The sequence below is a fragment of the Vibrio sp. KMM 9700 genome, assembly GCF_058545285.1.
This window is the reverse complement of the sequence record NZ_CM178590.1, coordinates 125,010-142,175: the sequence shown is the minus strand read 5'-3', so window position 1 is coordinate 142,175 and position 17,166 is coordinate 125,010. Positions and strand designations below refer to the sequence as shown.

The following is a 17,166-nucleotide window of genomic DNA, read 5'->3' as shown; positions in this document are numbered from 1 at the left end:
AACGGATTCGACCCGTGGCAGCCGTGGTTTCAGTTAGTTAAGTGGTTAAGGTGACAGCCTCGGCTTAGGTGTCGGGGCTCACCATTTAAGCGGAAGTTATGCCGCAGGGAACCAATGTGATAGATAACAAATTAACCTTTAAAATTAACATGTTAAAAGTTGATTTTTGTGTAATCTAATAGATTTTCTTCATGCCACGGTAGAAGTTTTCATGAGATCCTAGAGCCATCAATTCTAAGGTGACAGTACCGTCTTCATAGCTATCGCCCAATAATGTAAGTTGCTTTGCCATTTTGGACTTATATACACGCAGAAGTGATAAGTCACCCGTTTTTTTGAACTCGGTGTTTGCAAAATATTTATGATTTTAGTCAAACGAATAGGCCTCTAATTTACCTGCTTCTTTCTCAGTTTTCGTTATAACCGTGGCTTTATCAAATAAATCTTGATCAATACGTACGCTAGCAGTAGTCATAATAGCTCTCCTTAGTATAATAAAACTAGTTTCAATAAGTTAAGTGAATAAGGCGCAAGCGAATGCTTTGGTGTTGGGACTCACAGGTTAATGCGGCGTTAACTGCAGTCAACTATACAAGGAAGAGCAGTTGTTAGAAAAATACGAATCTGAGTTTGTACGTTTTATCCGCGCAGAGATGATCCAAGATCCGGCACACGATCTAAATCATGTGTTTAGGGTCGTGAAAACTGCGAGGGAACTCTGCCAAAAAGAACAAGCTGATCTGCTAGTCGTTTTGCCTGCGGCTTATTTGCATGATTGCTTCACCTTCCCCAAAAATCATCCAGAGCGAGCATCAAGCTCTGCGGTTGCGGCAGAAAAAGCAGAACAGTTCCTACGTTCTATCAATTACCCTCTTGAGAAGTTAAAAGCAATCAAACACGCGATCATAGCGCATAGCTTCAGCACAGGAATCAAGCCTACAACAATTGAAGCGCAAATTGTGCAAGATGCAGATAGATTAGATGCACTAGGAGCCATAGGTGTTTCACGATGCTTGCAGGTAAGTTCTAGCTTTGGTGCCAGCTTATACCACAGTGAAGATCCATATGCTAAACATCGTGGACTTGATGACAAATCATTTACATTAGATCACTTTCAAGTGAAGCTATTTAAATTGGCGGAGCAAATGCACACATCTTCTGCTAAGCAAGAAGCAGCAAGACGAGTTCAGTTTATGAAAAACTATATTCAACAGCTCGATTCTGAGATGTAAATTCAGCTAATAAATTGTTTAAGAGTGCTTCGCAATGCGTGGTATTTTACTATGCTTGGTTTAAGTGATTAAGGTGTCCGTCTTGACATGGGTGTCGGGGGGCACCGTTTAATCGACTCAAAAGTGGACTATTGAAGGTACTCGTGGTTGTGAGTTATTAAGTGAACTGGTTCGAAATCCAGAAGAGTATGAAGTCATCAAAAAACGCTATAGTGCTTTCTTTGAAACAGATCTCGATGAAATCTTAAATGAAATGGCACCTAGTGAAATTGTCATTGCTGGTGTAAATACTCATGCATGTGTGAGAGTGACTGCTATCGATGCATATCAACGCGATTATCGTTTGTTATTAGCCAAAGAATGTATCGATTCATATGATCAAGGTTGTCATGATGAATCATTTGGATACATGGTAAATAGTGGCATTGGCGTTCCGTTATCCAATACTGAGATCATCGATCGCTTGAAAAGCTAATAAATGAGTATCCTATTCGTGCTTGGTATTGTAACGGCAGAGAAAGAGTTGCATATTAGGTGACTCGCTTCCTCCGCATATCTAAATAAATCCCCACAAAAAGTAATTCAACTCATTGTTTATTAAAGAATTAGACTCAATTTTGATGCTTTTGTAACATAGTATGTATTCCATCTGTATGTATGATTTCCATTGATGTATAAGATTCGTGAATAGAAATAATTATCATCACCATTATCATTAGTGGTATTAAATCAATACATATAACTCACAATGGAATTATAACTATGGAATGTAAGCTATCAGTCACCGCGATGGCAATTATGGGAGCGATTGCATCGCCGGTTTCTTTTGCACAAAACGAGAAGTCTTCAGAGTCGGATACAACAGATAAAATTGTTGTGGTTGGCGAACTGACAAACTTTTCAGTCACAGATACCGAACTTGAATATTACCAAGCGCAAGATTTAGAAGATATTTTTAGAACGGATCCGTCCGTGACAGTTGGCGGCTCGATAGGTGTCGCACAGAAAGTTTATGTCAGAGGGCTTGAAGATACCTACTTAAATGTCACTGTCGATGGGGCGCCACAAACGAGCACACTTTTCCATCACATCGGCCGTTTATCTATCGATCCTGATTTACTTGAAACAGTAGAAGTTCAAGCGGGCGCAGGTGAAGCGACCAGTGGGTTTGGCACACTCGGCGGTGCGATTCGTTTTAAAACCAAAAGTGCGCATGACTTGCTCGATCCTGGTGAAAGTTTTGGCGGTAGCGTGAGTGCCAATTATTTCACCAATGAAGGCTATAAGACCAGTGCCAGTTTATACGGTGAAATAAATGAAAACTGGGGGATTTTTGGCTCATTTGTGACGGCTGAAAATAAAGATATGGAAGATGGTCATGGGCATAAAATTAACGGCTCATCGTCGGATAAAGATTTAGCTTTTATTAAACTTGATGGCTATTTAACACCTACCCAAACCTTATCTTTTAGTTACGAATATCGCACCGAAGAAGGTGATTTTGGACGCCGACCAAATTGGCCAGCACTTGAAGATGCGCCTTTATACCCGCTTGAAACCGAGCGCCATACAGTGACAGCCAACCATAGCTTAAGTGTAAATCAATATATCAATCTTGAAGACACCTTTTATTACACCCAAGCTGAAGTTACGCAAGATGCTGTCTATGGTAAATATAACGGAGAGGTGAGTACGTATGGGGTTGATGTGCGAAACACCAGTGAAGTTCAAAATCATGCCTTGACCTATGGCGTTGAATATCGCGCAGATGAAGCAAAAGCGCAGTCATTAGAATCAGGCGCAGCGCCAGCGGTGAAAGAGGAAGGTGATGTCTATGGGATTTATCTTCAAGATCATTGGCAAGCTCTGCCTAACCTATTACTCAGCTTTGGTACCCGTTATGATTATTATAAATTAGAGCAAGAATCAACGGGTGTGGATATCGACAGTGACGGTATCAGCTCAAATATTGGCTTTAATTACCAGATTATCGACGGGCTAAAATTAAATGCGGGCTATGCACAAGCGCTTCGTGGAAAGCAAGTCGGTGATACTTTTACCCTTGATTTGTATGGCATTGATCCTGATCTTAAAGAAGAAACTGCAGAAAATATTGAAGTCGGGCTTGAATACCAACAGCAAAATTTACGCGCTTCAGCAACTGTTTTTAAAAGCACAATTGATGATGTGATTGATGTTGAAGATCGCATTTATCAGAATGTTGGGAAGCTTGAAAGTGAAGGTTATGAATTACAAGCGACTTATTGGAATCAAGGGTTTACGGCTATGGCGAGCTTTAGTCATGTCGATTCTGAGCTAAATGGCCAAACATTAAATGGCTATGATCATGTTGGCCTTGGTATCTCGCGTGGGGACACTTTTGGACTTAACATGAGTTATGCGCTTAACCCAAGCCTTGAGTTTGGTTGGAACTATACCTATGTGGCTGATTTAGATAATGTTGAAGTGGAAAATCCTTATGTTGAGGAAGGATCAAGCATTGATAAACCAAGCTATCAAGTGCATGATGTTTTCATTCAATGGATGCCGCTAGATAACCAAGATTTACAACTGAACCTAGCTGTGACCAACTTGTTTGATGAGTATTATCGTGATCACTCAAGCATTGGCGACTTTACCAAATTCCCTGGCTTTGAAAGTGTATCTGGCGTTTATGCTGCCGGGCGTGATGTCCGTTTTGGGATAAAATATGACTTTTAATTAAATTATTTTGTATAAAAAGGCTCACTTTTGACTCAAAGGTGGGCCTTTAATATATGCTTTGAAAGCAATATAAAACCTCAGTTTCAAGAAAGTCTTAAACTATTGTTGACGTTAAACTTCTCTCCTAGTTTTTTGCCATAAACTTCTATGTATTTATAGGTATATTTTGAGCAGTAAATAGTTAACAGCCAGAATAGAACAATGCCAATATTATTCGCCATACTGCTGCCAAAATCCATATATTTAACCCCATCAATAAGTGGGTATAGCCTTGTTCCAAGTAGGTTATCCATCAGCGTAAAGAGTGCGCGTATATATAAAAGAAGAATCCCGTGGATCATATAAATTGAATAGGACAGAACACCTAACAATTGTAACCATTTCGTTTTTAATAATGCAGAAAAAAAACCGGATTCAAACGCGAAGCACAACACTACAATGAAGAAAGTGCATGAAGCAAAAATAGGTCGATAGTCACTTTTTGACTGAATGACTAGAATGACAGATAGAATCAAGGCGGATTCAATTAAGGTGGCAACTTTATAGGATGGTTTGATGTGTGATAGTTTTTGATATATCACATAAATCACGCTCCCACCAAAAAAGCATGAAAGCCCCCTTAAAATAGAGTTAGGCACGATTTCAAGGTTTAAGTAAATCAGGATAAATGAGGCAAATGAAAGAAGTAGCCAAGAAAGAATGCGATAAGATTTGAATGTCACTAAGGTGGCGAACAATAATGCATACATATAAAATTCAATACTAATGCTCCAAGACGAGCCATTAAAACTGACATTATTGAACATTGGGAACCAGGATTGGATCAATAATAAATTCGGTATAATTTCATGCACATCATATTTGGCTGTAAAGGGTTCTATGCCAAAATTGGTCCCAGTATAATGATTGACCGCCATATGTATAAACTGATAAAGGATAATACAAAGAAACATCGCCAAGTGCAGTGGGTACAACCTAAAGAAACGTGCTTTCATGTAGTGCGTAAAGCTTAAATTTTCTTTAAACCCGTAACCATGCGCCAACACAAAGCCACTTAAAACAAAAAAGAACTCAACAAAAAGAAAACTGCCTCTAGCAAAAGGATGGCCAGTAAATGAATCAAGCCAATTCATATGAAAAACGACAACAAATAGGGCACTGACTCCTCTTAACCCATCAAGCGCAGCAAATCTTTTCATTCGTGAAATCCGTAGGTTAAAAGTAAAATCATACCATATGATATTATCCTTTATTGTGTGACTTTTGAGAGGAGACTCACTTTATATGGTTTTTGTTATGCGAGCTTAAATTGGGTTAAATTAGGCTATTTTTGATATTCTACAAATAAGCTTTAAGTGGCTAAGTCGTGTTTAATATTGATTATAATTTTGGGAAGAATAGGGCTGTCATGAATATAGATAATCTAGTTTGGTCAGAATGGTTTGCATTAGATGGTGGCCCCGAAATATATAACCGTGTCCCCTTAAAACATGCGGGGCTTTATCGTATTCGAGCGATTGGAAAAATGGCCTAATTTATATAGGTCAAACAGGGAGGTGTTTAAGGGAGCGCTTAAGAGCATTGAAAAAAGGCGTTTATGCACAAGAGATGCCTTATAATGACCCACATACAGCCGCCCCGAATTTATGGATTTGGCGCAAAGAAGAAGCCTTTGAATACGAATTTTCATTTCTTATCACTGACCTTGCAACACCGCAAAGGCAGGGGTTGGAAGATTTTATGCTATGGCAGCACAGACAAAGCTTTGGTTTTTCAACCTTATGTAATTATGGACGATTTCATCAATTTTGGGTGAAACCAAGTAATAAGAAGCAAGGTCGAAAGGGGGCGCAATTACCCTTGAGTGAATTAAACCCTGCTGGCTTAACCACAAGCAAGGCGCTTCCTCATATTGGTAAAAGTAATGATCTTAATTGGATGGGGCTCGAATGGTCAAAGCCTCGTCTGTTGAACTTAATTAATATTAAGAAATTTCAAAATTCGCCAGCTGTGTATCGTATTTTTGATCACCAAAGCCAAGAGGTTATATACATAGGTGAGACTCAGAAATTGCAAGCTAGGCTAGCGCAACATGCTAAAAAAGATTGGGGCGGTTTAGCTTCAAAAGGCATGAGTCACGTATTTTTTTCAGTTTCACAAAGTATCGATTTATCACAGGCTCATTTGCGACATGAGATTGAAGTTGATTTAATCGGCGCTTACTTTAGTGAAAACAACCGCGTCCCCAGATTTCAATATGGACAAACAGATTAGCCTAGTGTGAAACAGCCCTTGAGCTTAATTTGTTAACAGCCTATGATGTTTGCCACCATTTTTTGTTAACTTTTTTGCAATAAGAGCATTATGTCAAAAATCGCTACATCACAACCCGTTATTTCGCATCATTCGCCCGTCTTAGGCGCAACTTGGATGTTAATCGCAGGCATTGCCTTTGCGTTAGTAAACAGCATCGCTCAATATGTGAGTATCAGCTTTTCGATTCCATCCACCACGGTGGCATTCTTACAATATGGCATTGCCTTGGTCGCGATTTTACCTTACCTCAAAACCCTTGGGATCCGCCGCTCTTTATATACGCAGCATTTTTGGTGGCATGCGTTTCGTGTATTTCTTTCCGTGATTGGGATTCAATTATGGTTTTTAGCGCTCGCATACCCTGTGCCGATTTGGCAGGGCATCGCACTATTAATGACATCGCCTTTGTTTGCCACTGTGGGTTCAGGTTTACTACTAAAAGAAAAGGTCGGTTGGGCAAGATGGTGCGCAACCTTAGCCGGCTTTATCGGCGCGATGATTATTCTAGCGCCTTGGTCAGATGCCTTTAGCTGGGCGACATTATTGCCCGTTGGCGCGGCTTTTTTCTGGGCTTGTTATTCTTTGATGGTGAAGAAAATGTCAGTCAATGATTCCCCATCGACAATGGTGGTGTATTTACTTGTGTTGTTGACGCCATTTAACTTGTTTTTAGCCTTTCCAACTTGGTCTACGCCTGTGGGCGTGAATGTTTGGCTGCTTTTGATTGCCGCGGGCGCTTTAACTGCCTTGGCGCAATGGGCGATTGCTAAAGCTTACGCAGTTGCGGATGCATCATTTGTGCAACCGTTTGATTTAGCTAAACTGCCGTTTAATGTGTTCTTAGGTTGGCTTGTCTTTGGTTGGGTCCCATCGGGTAATTTATGGGTAGGCGCAACCATTATGATTGCGTCTATTGTATTCATTACCCAATGGGAAAGGCGAGGGCGTTAGGCTCAAATGCTCCGGATTGGAATTAAAAAGACTCCCTCTCGATAAATGAGCAAGGGAGTTTAATTTGTTCGCTATGCTTTTGTTCTTCGATGAGATATTGCATGCCCCATTTACCCATTTCTAGATGCGGCAAGGCCATGGTTGATAAACCAGGTTTTAATGTATCGGGAATAGGTTTCATGTTATCAAAACTGCCTATGGCAATATCTTGTCCAACACGAATGCCTTTTTGTGACAGGTGAAAATAAACTTCCATTGCGAGTTGGTCTTTGCCGCATACAATTGCATCCGGCGGCTCAGGTAGGGCGAGTAATTCTTCGAGTACTTTGATTGTGATGAGTTTTTCTTTACCATTTTCTTCTATGACCGCATTTCTTGCATAGGCATCATCGACTTGAATTCCTGCGGCGTAATGCGCATCAAAATAACCGCGTTGACGCTCAGAGGCTGCAATAATACGGCGATTTAGGTTTAATAAAGCAATCCGTTTATAGCCTTTTTGCAACATTCGGTTTGTGAGTTCATAAGCGGCTAAGTAGTCATCTGGCACCACACTGGCAATATTTTGAGTCGGGCTAAAGCAGTTCACTAAGACTTTTGGCGTATGATGAAAATCAGTCGGTAGATTAACCGGTTTATGGTACATGCTGGCGTAGATAATCCCTTCTGCGCGAAATTGCAACAGTTGGTCGATGGCATGCTCGGTTGAGCCATCATCAGGCTTTATATTTAATACCATCAATAGTTTGTTATGCTGCCAAGCTACCTCTTGCGCCCCTTTGATGATCTCGATAGCAGCAGGCGTTGTCGAAACTTCATCGGCAATAAAGCCAATCACGCCTGATTTTGTGTTACGCATCATTCGCGCCGCACCATTTGGACGATAACCGAGTTCTGCAATTGCTTTTTCTATTTTTTTTCTAGTTTCAGGTCTGACATTATTCTCATTATTAATCACACGACTCACTGTCTTAAATGAGGTGCCAGCGCGTGCTGCGACTTGTTTAATTGTAACCATAACAACCTTATGCGAGAAAAAAGCGGCACGAAGTCACATGCCGCTGTCGGGATTATTTTAAAGATTTTCCATTTTCATCAAAGAGATGGATATTGTTTAGATTAGCAAAAATGTGGATAGGCACATAGTCTTTATTCTCATATACCCCTTCAAGTTCAACGGATACATTGTTGCCTTCAAGTTCAGTATATAAAAAACTGTGGCCGCCAAGATTTTCAACCACTTTAGGTATAACTTCAAGGTTTAAGCCTTCCCCTTGCCCAAGTTGGATATGTTCAGGTCGTACGCCGATGGTGACTTTATCGCCTTCATTTAATGGACGTTTCGTTGCTGGCAGCACCACTCGTGAGCACTCCCCAATATTAATGCTAACCTCTGTATCTGTCTGCTGCGCAACAACGCCAGGTAAGAAGTTCATCTTTGGTGAGCCAATAAAGCCTGCCACAAATAAGTTATCTGGATGCTGATATAATTCAAGTGGCGTACCGACTTGTTCAATACGTCCAGCATTGAGGACGACAATTTTGTCGGCTAAGGTCATGGCTTCTACTTGATCATGCGTGACATAGATCATGGTGGAATCTAACTCTTTATGGAGGCGAGCAATTTCGATGCGCATTTTAACGCGCAATTCGGCATCTAGGTTTGACAATGGCTCATCAAATAAAAATACTTCTGGATAGCGCACAATCGAGCGACCAATTGCCACCCGTTGGCGCTGCCCGCCAGATAACTCAGAAGGTTTACGGTCCAAAAGCTTTTCAAGGTGCAGGGATTTTGCCGCCTGCATCACTTTTTCATCGATGTCAGCTTTGCTCATCTTCGCAAGTTTCATGCTAAAGGCTATGTTTTCATACACTGTCATGTGCGGATACAGGGCATAAGATTGAAACACCATTGCAATGCCTCGATCAGAAGGTTGCAAGTCGTTGACGCGTTCGCCGCTAATCGAAATATCGCCGCTGGTGATCGACTCAAGGCCAGCTATCATTCTTAATAAAGTGGACTTACCGCAACCCGATGGCCCAACAAAAACTACAAATTCACCGTCTTGAATATCTAAACTGACGCCATGAATAGTTTGTGTATTGCCAAAGCTTTTCGTGACATTGGCTAATTTAACGCTTCCCATAATTTACCCCTTAGGCCAGTCTAACTGCTGGAGATTGAATTGTGTTTGGTTGACAAAAAGACAGTTGCGACAAATGACAATGCCCATCTAAACAAGTGACTTCAAAGCTGGACATGTTTTTGTCAAACGCCAAGTCTGTCAGGCAAAATTCACCATTTTGAAGCAGCAATTCACAAGAGCTATGGTCAATCAACGCGGTGAGTTGTAGTTGCTCCTGGGTTGGTAAGGTTAAGCTGGTTTGATGAGCAAACGTGTCTTCATAATTTGGTTCACCTTTGTCGGCCACAATGCGTGTTGTCGTGATGTGATAGCCTTCTTTTGAGCGCAAAATGGTATACACCAAACTCTGATTGCCAAATGGTCGTAATTCTATTTTTGTGTCGAAAGTCAGTTCAATCTGCGCAGATAACACCCCTGCAAGATGAGACGCTGTGATCGGGTGTGACTCACCTGCGCGAAGGCTTGTACTTTGCAAGGGGCAAGACAAGGTATCGAGCGACCACTCTTTTGGCAGGCGAGAAAGTAAACGTAGTCCATTGCTGGTTTCATCAAGGGTTAGCGTACGTGGTGCACTCATCGCGCCGCGCCAACTTTGGGTGGGAACTTCGTTGGCATATTGCCAATTATTCATCCAAGCAATGGCAACACGAGTGCCGTCGGTAACATCTGCCCAAGTTTGGGCGGCGTAATAATCGCGTCCGTAGTCGAGCCATAGCACTTGGTCTTTGTCGTGTTGATTGGTAAATTCAAAGCCATCAAAGTGTCCAATAAAGTATTGCGTGCCAGAGCCGCCCGCATAACTCCCACCTTGCACGCCAACAATTAATGCCCAGTAGGTTTTGTCACTGCCTTCGAGTTGGATTGGGAACAAGTCTGGGCACTCCCAAGGCAGGGCGTCATGAGCACCTTGATCTTCCCCAAAGAGGGATGTTTTTTCCCAATTTTTTAGATCCAAAGAGCGATAAAAGCCAATCGCTTGCCCTTCGGTTACAACCATAATCCAAGCCTTGCTTTGTGGATGCCAAATGACTTTGGGATCGCGAAAATCTTTTAAGCCGGGATTGGCTAAAATTGGATTTTGAGCCAGTTTTTCCCAAGCTAACCCGCCATCTTTGCTATATGCAAGGCTTTGCATTTGAATTCCATCTGTGCCATCGGTGGGCGCAATGCATGCGGTATAAAAGGCCATGATCCCCGGCTGGGTTGGATCATCAAATAAACCACTTGCATTGTGCCAGTCAATCACAGCACTACCTGAAAAACACATGCCAGTATCATCCGGCACAAGTGCTGGTGGCAGGTGTTGCCATCTGAGTAAATCCGCGCTGACAGCGTGCCCCCAGTGCATCGGGCCCCATTTGTTGCCATAAGGGTAATATTGATAAAAGAGGTGATATTCTTGGTTGATATATACCAATCCATTGGGATCATTCATCCAGCCAAAAGGCGGACTAAAGTGCATACTTGGGCGAAAAATGTCTGTTGATAATTGTTGCATCTTATAAACTCCTAAGATTAACCTTTAATACCTGCGCCCGCTAAACTTTGCACAAAGCGACGTTGGAAAATTAAGAAAACAGCTAAAACGGGTAAAGTGATGAGGGTTGCATAAGCCATGACTTCACCCCATGAAGTGGCATTACCAAAGAACTGTTGGATCCCAAGCATGATAGGGCGTACATCTTCACTTTGGGTCACCATGACAGGCCAGAGATAGGCATTCCAGTTGCCTAGAAATTGCAAAATTGCAACGGTGGCAAACACAGGTCCACTCATCGGCACTATGATGCGCCAGTAAATTTGAAAGGGTTTTGCACCATCAATCGCAGCAGCTTCATCAAAGTCTTTAGGAATATCTTTAAAAAATTGATAAAACAAAAAGATAGAGAAAGCATTAGCAAGCCCAGGAATAATTTGCACTTGATAGCTATTAAGCCAAGTGTTTTGCACCACAAACTCACCACCTTCAAAGCCAATCCATGGCAGTTCGGCCACTAAACTGAGCAAAGGGATCATAATGGCTTCTGCGGGGATAATTAAAAGTGAGATAATTAAGCTCAATACCAAGGTTTTGCCTCGCCACTCAAGGCGCGCTAATGAAAATGCAGCCATAGAGTTAATCAATAAGCCGACCGCGACACTAACACCTGTGATAAAAATAGAGTTCATAAAGAATTTGCCGATACGGCTTTTTTCAAACACAGCGGTATAGTTATCAAAGGATATATCCCCAACAGGTAATATCGCATTAAGGGAATATAAATCAGTAAATATTTGATTTTCCGGCTTAAAAGATGACGAAATCATAAATAGCAACGGAAATGCGAAAATATAAGCTAATACACACATTAAGGTGAAAGTGAGCATTTTTTTATAACCAGATTTTGGATCCACTGATTGCATCATTATTTGGCATCCTTTTTGTCGAAAATTCGTTTTTGCATCATTGCAATCGCAAGAATGATTAAGAAATAAATCACGCTTATGGTTGAGCCATAGGCCGTATCCATCTCTCTAAAGCCTTTTTGAACAAGGTGATACATCACAGTTGTAGTTGAGTCTTGTGGGCCACCATTGGTCATCACATCGACTTGGGTAAAGAGACCAAAGGCGGCGATAGTCGTGGAGATCACAATGAAAACCATGGTGTTTTTTAAGCTTGGCAAGGTGATGTAGCGAAATTTTTGCCATGCATTGGCACCATCTATATCCGCTGCTTCATATAAGTCTTTTGAAATTCCCTGCAAGCCAGCCAAAAAGATCAACATTTGCACGCCCGCGCCTTGCCATGAAGACATGATCACAATAGACGGCATCGCCCAGTCTTTGTCACCCAGCCAATCTATGGGCCCAACTGCGCCAAAGGTTAAAATTCGTAAGTACTCATTTATTAAACCTGAATCTTTGTGATACAAAAATGTCCAGACAATCGAGACCACGACCATAGAGGTCACCACAGGTGAGAAATAAACGGTACGGAAAAACTTAGTGCCTTTTAAGCCGCGATTGACCAAAAGCGCCAAGGCTAATGCTGTGCCCCCTTGAAGTGGGACAACCATCAGCGCAAACAGCAAGGTATTCCACAGGGATTTATAAAAGGTTGGATCTTTGGCTAAAATTACTAATTTTTTATGATCAGATAAGCCAAAACTAGTTAGCTCGTAATAGCCTTTTAGCTCTTTATGGGTTTTACGTGTCAGGGTACGTAGTCTTGGGTATTGAACCTCGCCTTGACGATTAAGTTTTGGCTTGCCCGCCTCATCAAGGGTCGGCTCGATGACTAGGTAATTAATACTTAGCAAGCGTTCATAATTGCTCAGGCCAACCATCTCAGTTGGGTGGGGAGACATCATGCGCTGATTGGTGAATGTCATCGTAATTGCCATCAAAAAAGGTACCACGATAAACATAAGTAAACCAAAAAGCGCAGGCGCGCCCATTAAAAGGCCGTAACGTTTTTGTTGCGTCTCATAGCTATGCTTCTTGACGGTTTTTTCAATAAATCTGCTATTCATGGTTTCAGTATTCATATCAACCCCTTACATATCAAAACCATAGCCTTGATTATCTAAGATATTTTGTTCGATCTTATCAACCGCCATATCTAATGCATCTTGCGGATCTTTGCCGTCGATAATGTCGCGCATTGCTTTATCAAATGAGTTTGAGATCACCGGATAGGCTGGTGTTGATGGGCGGTTTTTGGTGTAAAGGCTTGAATAGACGTAAAACATGTTCCACTTCCCGCCTTCTTTATATTGCTCCGATAAAGCGGCAGCCTCAGGTTTGGTTGGTACTAGGCTGGTTTTATCAACAAATGTAGCGATTTCTTCAGGCTGCATGATAAAGGATATAAACTCAGCCGCGCCTTCAGGGGTTGGGCAGGCTTTTGTGACAGCCCATTGCCAAGAACCACCGCCAATCACAGGTGAGTTGCCAAAATCAGGTGGGGGTAAAACAGCTAAGTCGTCGCCAAACGCTTGATCGTAACTTTCAGCCGACCAACTTCCCGTATAATGAATGGCCACACGTCCAGAGATAAAGCCTTTGTCGTTAGCAGGTTTCTTATCTATTAAATTATTATCGACTAGATGTTTAAACCAATCTGCAAATTCAATGGCTTGCTCGCCATTTAGAATATCTTCAGCCTCAACGTAACTTTCCCTATCAATGAGATCGCCCCCAAAGCTTTGTAACATCGGCCCCCAACCATAACTTGTCCATTCACCGCCCCATGCCGCATTGAGATCCAGTGGGTATTTAAAATCACCAGATGCTTTTAGTTTGGCAAGCGCTTCGTCAAATTCAGCCAGTGTCCAAGGGCTATCAACACTTGGGACACGGATATTGTATTTTTTTAAAATGGAATAGCGAGTGAACATGACAATGGTGACATCGAATTGTCCAAGCGAATATAAGTGATCTTTATAGGTTCCTTTTCCGCCTTCAATCACGGATGCATAGACAGATTTATCGAGTAGGTCATCCAATGGACGAATAAACCCAGACCAAGCGAAGTTTGATACGGTTGGCTGATCGATTGTCATGGCGCAAGGAAGCTGATTTGCCATTGCCGCCGCAGTTACCGACTCATTGTAGGCGCCTTCAGGAATCGACTCGACCACAACCTTCCATTTATCTTGAGATTGATTGAATCGCTTGACCATATCAGAGCTGGCCTGCATTTCAGTATCGCCGGTTTGATGACGCCAAATCTTAACTTCCGTTGGTGCTGCTAATACAAGTGTAGAAATAAACGAAAGCGGTAACGCTAAAACAGTAATTGATTTTTTCATAATTCCACCAAGTCAATGTTGTCATTTTATCTCTTCATCATTCTAAACATCAAAATAAGAATGAAATAGCTAAAAATGCACCAAAATAGGGTTTTAAAGCTTGATATGCGGCGATTATCATAAAATTATTGCACAATTATGGCGCATAGGTGATCTGCTTCACATTAATATCTTATGAGTGTTGAAATGACAATGTTGTCATTAAGAATGGAGGTATGGGGCCATTCAAAGCGCCTAACTATTCCATTGTGTCGTTGGAGGTTGGCGAGCTGCCAAAAGGAGAATGATTAAGCTTATCAATCCATATACAAATATAACTATATAAAAACTATAAGAAATATAAATTTACCAATGGTGAAACGAATGAATAATAAAATATTGCTGATGATCTCAATGGGTCTACTTCTCTCTGGAACGGTAAGTGCGAGTGAAGAGAAGTCGGAAAACGGCATGCGATTTGAGTATTTCTCAACCTATAAAGACATCTTGGATGAAGCGGAAACAAATATTGAAGAAGATAAGGTTCTGGATGAAGATCAGGACAAACTTGAAGATCCCATACTTGTGCAAACAAAGTCGACTTTTCATGGCAACTACATCACTAAGATTGAAACAGAAATTGAATACAATCAAGATGATGAAGCTGTCTGGTCGAAAGTCAAATATGTCTTGGGAGAAGGGACAATGCGACCACAATTATGGGGAAATTGGTTTTTGTTTTATCACTTTTCAAGAGAAGAATATTATGAGGGCAAGCCCTACAGTAAACGATTTAAACAAGGAGACATGGGCAACTCAATTATGGAGCTCCAACCGCATTATGTACAAGAAAAAGACTGGGGACACTGGGGGATAAATATAGGTATCGCGCATGAAAGTATTGCTGATGGGCTCTTTAAACCACGGATTCGTCCATTTGGCAGCTACAAACTAACCCAAAACATAGAACTCTTTACCTCTTGGTTATTTACCAGAGAAATGTTCTACAAAAAAGGCAGTCCAGATAACAACATTTTAGAAACTGATTCAGCTTTGATTTACCATTTTGATTCTGGAAATATTGCCTTAGGTTATTTTGCTAAATTCGGAAATAAAGTCGATGATGACGATGTACGTATTTATGATGATGGGAGTAGCCCAAATGAGTTTGCGACATTTTCAGAATTAATTTGGAAGCCAAGAGTTAACTACCGCTTTGACAACGGGTTTTCAATTACCTTTTTTGGTGAAATTGGTAAGTATGAAGAGAAAATCGATCACCTTGAGTCGGGCCAAACACTGAAAAAATACGAAGAAGATTTCACCAAATATGGTGTATTTATGGAATATCCGCTGTTAGATGATTTAACTTTATTTGGTGAAGCGAATTATCGTGAAGGGGAAATTACCGAGACGCATACTGGCCCCAAAAGTGCAGACAAACGCGACCGCACCCATGGCTTTGCTATGATTGGGGTTAATTATGCATTTTAAAGCGTTAGGCGCAGTTTAAGCGCTTTTACTCGTTCCCAATAAATCCACCAGTTTGATGGTTCCACAATTGGGCATAAATCCCATTTTTAGCCAGCAGTTCATGATGAGGGCCTTGTTCGACAATGCGGCCTTCATCTAACACAATTAATCTATCCATTTTGGCAATGGTTGATAAACGGTGCGCAATCGCGATGACGGTTTTACCTTGCATCAGAACTTCTAAATTGCTTTGAATGGCCGCTTCCACTTCAGAGTCGAGCGCTGATGTGGCTTCATCCATAATCAAAATTGGTGCGTTTTTAAGCAGTACGCGGGCAATGGCAATGCGTTGACGCTGGCCACCAGAGAGTTTCACGCCACGTTCACCGACTTGCACAGCATAACCAGTATTGCCCATTTCATCTTTTAACTCTTCAATAAAATCATTCGCTTGTGCCTGTTTTGCCGCGTGGATGACTTGTTCTTGAGTCGCATCTGGGTTGCCATATAAAATATTTTCACCAATGGATCTGTGCAGCAGTGAGGTGTCTTGGGTAATGAGGCCGATTTGATGGCGCAAAGACTCTTGGGTCACATGGGCAATGTTTTGCCCGTCAATGCAAATCTCTCCCGCTTGAATATCATGAAAGCGTAGCAGCAAGTTCACTAAGGTCGACTTCCCTGCGCCAGAGCGGCCGACAATCCCAACTTTTTCACCAGGTTTAAGATGTAAGTTAAGATCTTCAAAGACTGGCTTTTTATCCGTATAACGAAAATAAATCTTTTCGATATCAATCCCACCATCTTTAACTATCAAAGGCTTGGCATCGTCTATGTCGGTGATCTCAATATCATTTGAAATCGTCTTGATGCTATCAACCACAGTGCCGATGCTTTCAAATAAAGCGCGAACTTCCCACATCACAAGTTTTGACATGCCTTGTAATCGAATCGAGAGGCTTATCCCAATCGCAATCACGCCTATGGTGACTGACTCATTGAGCCACAATTGAATCGAAACCGCTGCGACTGAAAATAACAATAAGTAGTTGAGAATATCCACGCTATATAGGAGCACGGTGAGGGTGCGCATTTGGCGATAAATAGTGTTTAAAAATTGCTTCATGCCTGATTCGGCATAATCTTTTTCACGGGAGGCGTGAGAGAAGAGTTTCACTGTCGTGATATTGGTATAAGTATCAACAATGCGGCCAGTCATATTGGCCTGCGCATTGGCTTGCGCGGTGGAGATTTTTTTCAAACGCGGTAAAAAATAGCTTTGGACTAAGGTATAAATCAGCATCCAAACTAAAATCGGGATCACTAATATACGATCCGCTTGGCCAATCATCACTAACATCGAAATTAAATATACGATGACATAAACCGAAAGACTCAGCAGTTTAATCACGGTTTCACGCACGGCGTTGGCGCTTTGCATCACTTTGGTGGCAACACGACCCGCATGATCACGCTGGAAAAAACTAATACTTTGCTTGAGTAAATAGCGATGCACCAACCCTTATTCAGATAGCGATGGTAACT

The 17,166-nt window shown here is 41.6% G+C and carries 13 protein-coding genes and 2 pseudogenes; 6 read left to right on the top strand and 9 right to left on the bottom strand.

The annotated features are described in order from the left end of the window. Nucleotides 1-175: 175 nt before the first annotated feature. Nucleotides 176-325: pseudogene (locus AC2VOY_RS11950) on the bottom strand (type II toxin-antitoxin system RelE/ParE family toxin); the annotation flags it as partial. Between the two features lie 280 nt (nucleotides 326-605). On the opposite strand from AC2VOY_RS11950, the gene AC2VOY_RS11945 reads away from it, so the two are divergent. The 3 genes from AC2VOY_RS11945 (at nucleotide 606) to AC2VOY_RS11935 (ending at nucleotide 3,953) form a co-directional block, all read left to right on the top strand. Further along, nucleotides 606-1,232: an HD domain-containing protein gene (locus tag AC2VOY_RS11945; protein ID WP_491833774.1), complete on the top strand. Its 627-nt coding sequence runs from the start codon at nucleotides 606-608 to the stop codon at nucleotides 1,230-1,232. Nucleotides 1,233-1,362: 130 nt separating this feature from the next. Further along, nucleotides 1,363-1,707 (top strand): cysteine hydrolase family protein, encoded by a 345-nt coding sequence (locus AC2VOY_RS11940; protein ID WP_491834126.1) that lies wholly within the window; start codon nucleotides 1,363-1,365, stop codon nucleotides 1,705-1,707. A gap of 287 nt (nucleotides 1,708-1,994) precedes the next feature. Then, nucleotides 1,995-3,953 carry a TonB-dependent receptor plug domain-containing protein gene (locus AC2VOY_RS11935; protein ID WP_491833772.1) on the top strand — a complete coding sequence of 653 codons (1,959 nt, stop codon included), beginning with the start codon at nucleotides 1,995-1,997 and terminating at the stop codon, nucleotides 3,951-3,953. Between the two features lie 86 nt (nucleotides 3,954-4,039). Here AC2VOY_RS11935 and AC2VOY_RS11930 read toward each other — a convergent pair whose 3' ends face one another. After that, complete coding sequence (locus tag AC2VOY_RS11930) at nucleotides 4,040-5,155, bottom strand: acyltransferase family protein (RefSeq protein WP_491833770.1); 1,116 nt, start codon at nucleotides 5,153-5,155, stop codon at nucleotides 4,040-4,042. 382 nt (nucleotides 5,156-5,537) lie between these two features. On the opposite strand from AC2VOY_RS11930, the gene AC2VOY_RS11925 reads away from it, so the two are divergent. Continuing rightward, nucleotides 5,538-6,230 (top strand): GIY-YIG nuclease family protein, encoded by a 693-nt coding sequence (locus tag AC2VOY_RS11925; RefSeq protein ID WP_491833768.1) that lies wholly within the window; start codon nucleotides 5,538-5,540, stop codon nucleotides 6,228-6,230. 90 nt (nucleotides 6,231-6,320) lie between these two features. Continuing rightward, nucleotides 6,321-7,223 (top strand): DMT family transporter, encoded by a 903-nt coding sequence (locus AC2VOY_RS11920; RefSeq protein WP_491833766.1) that lies wholly within the window; start codon nucleotides 6,321-6,323, stop codon nucleotides 7,221-7,223. 22 nt (nucleotides 7,224-7,245) lie between these two features. Here AC2VOY_RS11920 and AC2VOY_RS11915 read toward each other — a convergent pair whose 3' ends face one another. The 6 genes from AC2VOY_RS11915 to AC2VOY_RS11890 are packed head-to-tail and all read right to left on the bottom strand — an operon-like array spanning nucleotide 7,246 to nucleotide 14,169. Continuing rightward, nucleotides 7,246-8,241 carry a LacI family DNA-binding transcriptional regulator gene (locus tag AC2VOY_RS11915; protein ID WP_491833764.1) on the bottom strand — a complete coding sequence of 332 codons (996 nt, stop codon included), beginning with the start codon at nucleotides 8,239-8,241 and terminating at the stop codon, nucleotides 7,246-7,248. Nucleotides 8,242-8,293: 52 nt separating this feature from the next. Continuing rightward, nucleotides 8,294-9,373: an ABC transporter ATP-binding protein gene (locus AC2VOY_RS11910; RefSeq protein ID WP_491833762.1), complete on the bottom strand. Its 1,080-nt coding sequence runs from the start codon at nucleotides 9,371-9,373 to the stop codon at nucleotides 8,294-8,296. A 10-nt stretch (nucleotides 9,374-9,383) separates the two neighbouring features. Continuing rightward, nucleotides 9,384-10,871 carry a glycoside hydrolase family 32 protein gene (locus tag AC2VOY_RS11905; protein ID WP_491833760.1) on the bottom strand — a complete coding sequence of 496 codons (1,488 nt, stop codon included), beginning with the start codon at nucleotides 10,869-10,871 and terminating at the stop codon, nucleotides 9,384-9,386. Between the two features lie 17 nt (nucleotides 10,872-10,888). Beyond that, nucleotides 10,889-11,779 carry a carbohydrate ABC transporter permease gene (locus AC2VOY_RS11900; RefSeq protein WP_491833758.1) on the bottom strand — a complete coding sequence of 297 codons (891 nt, stop codon included), beginning with the start codon at nucleotides 11,777-11,779 and terminating at the stop codon, nucleotides 10,889-10,891. Then, nucleotides 11,779-12,903, bottom strand: coding sequence for a carbohydrate ABC transporter permease (locus AC2VOY_RS11895; protein ID WP_491833756.1), 1,125 nt, complete (start codon nucleotides 12,901-12,903; stop codon nucleotides 11,779-11,781). The genes AC2VOY_RS11900 and AC2VOY_RS11895 overlap by 1 nt, the downstream gene beginning before the upstream one ends. A 9-nt stretch (nucleotides 12,904-12,912) precedes the next feature. After that, nucleotides 12,913-14,169 carry an ABC transporter substrate-binding protein gene (locus AC2VOY_RS11890; RefSeq protein WP_491833755.1) on the bottom strand — a complete coding sequence of 419 codons (1,257 nt, stop codon included), beginning with the start codon at nucleotides 14,167-14,169 and terminating at the stop codon, nucleotides 12,913-12,915. 363 nt (nucleotides 14,170-14,532) lie between these two features. On the opposite strand from AC2VOY_RS11890, the gene AC2VOY_RS11885 reads away from it, so the two are divergent. After that, the gene (locus AC2VOY_RS11885) at nucleotides 14,533-15,642 is read left to right on the top strand and encodes an OmpG porin family protein (protein ID WP_491833753.1); all 1,110 of its coding nucleotides are present in this window, start codon (nucleotides 14,533-14,535) and stop codon (nucleotides 15,640-15,642) included. Nucleotides 15,643-15,667: 25 nt separating this feature from the next. Here the strand turns inward: AC2VOY_RS11885 and AC2VOY_RS11880 are convergent. After that, nucleotides 15,668-17,134 (bottom strand): annotated as a pseudogene (locus AC2VOY_RS11880) (ABC transporter ATP-binding protein); the annotation flags it as partial. Nucleotides 17,135-17,166: the final 32 nt, after the last annotated feature.

What these genes read in the sequence shown, in the direction of transcription:
- AC2VOY_RS11935 (WP_491833772.1), top strand. Translation starts at nt 1,995, where the DNA reads ATGGAATGTAAGCTATCAGTCACCGCGATGGCAATTATGGGAGCGATT.
- AC2VOY_RS11930 (WP_491833770.1), bottom strand. Translation starts at nt 5,155, where the DNA reads ATGAAAAGATTTGCTGCGCTTGATGGGTTAAGAGGAGTCAGTGCCCTA.
- AC2VOY_RS11920 (WP_491833766.1), top strand. Translation starts at nt 6,321, where the DNA reads ATGTCAAAAATCGCTACATCACAACCCGTTATTTCGCATCATTCGCCC.
- AC2VOY_RS11915 (WP_491833764.1), bottom strand. Translation starts at nt 8,241, where the DNA reads ATGGTTACAATTAAACAAGTCGCAGCACGCGCTGGCACCTCATTTAAG.
- AC2VOY_RS11910 (WP_491833762.1), bottom strand. Translation starts at nt 9,373, where the DNA reads ATGGGAAGCGTTAAATTAGCCAATGTCACGAAAAGCTTTGGCAATACA.
- AC2VOY_RS11905 (WP_491833760.1), bottom strand. Translation starts at nt 10,871, where the DNA reads ATGCAACAATTATCAACAGACATTTTTCGCCCAAGTATGCACTTTAGT.
- AC2VOY_RS11900 (WP_491833758.1), bottom strand. Translation starts at nt 11,779, where the DNA reads ATGATGCAATCAGTGGATCCAAAATCTGGTTATAAAAAAATGCTCACT.
- AC2VOY_RS11895 (WP_491833756.1), bottom strand. Translation starts at nt 12,903, where the DNA reads ATGAATACTGAAACCATGAATAGCAGATTTATTGAAAAAACCGTCAAG.
- AC2VOY_RS11890 (WP_491833755.1), bottom strand. Translation starts at nt 14,169, where the DNA reads ATGAAAAAATCAATTACTGTTTTAGCGTTACCGCTTTCGTTTATTTCT.
- AC2VOY_RS11885 (WP_491833753.1), top strand. Translation starts at nt 14,533, where the DNA reads ATGAATAATAAAATATTGCTGATGATCTCAATGGGTCTACTTCTCTCT.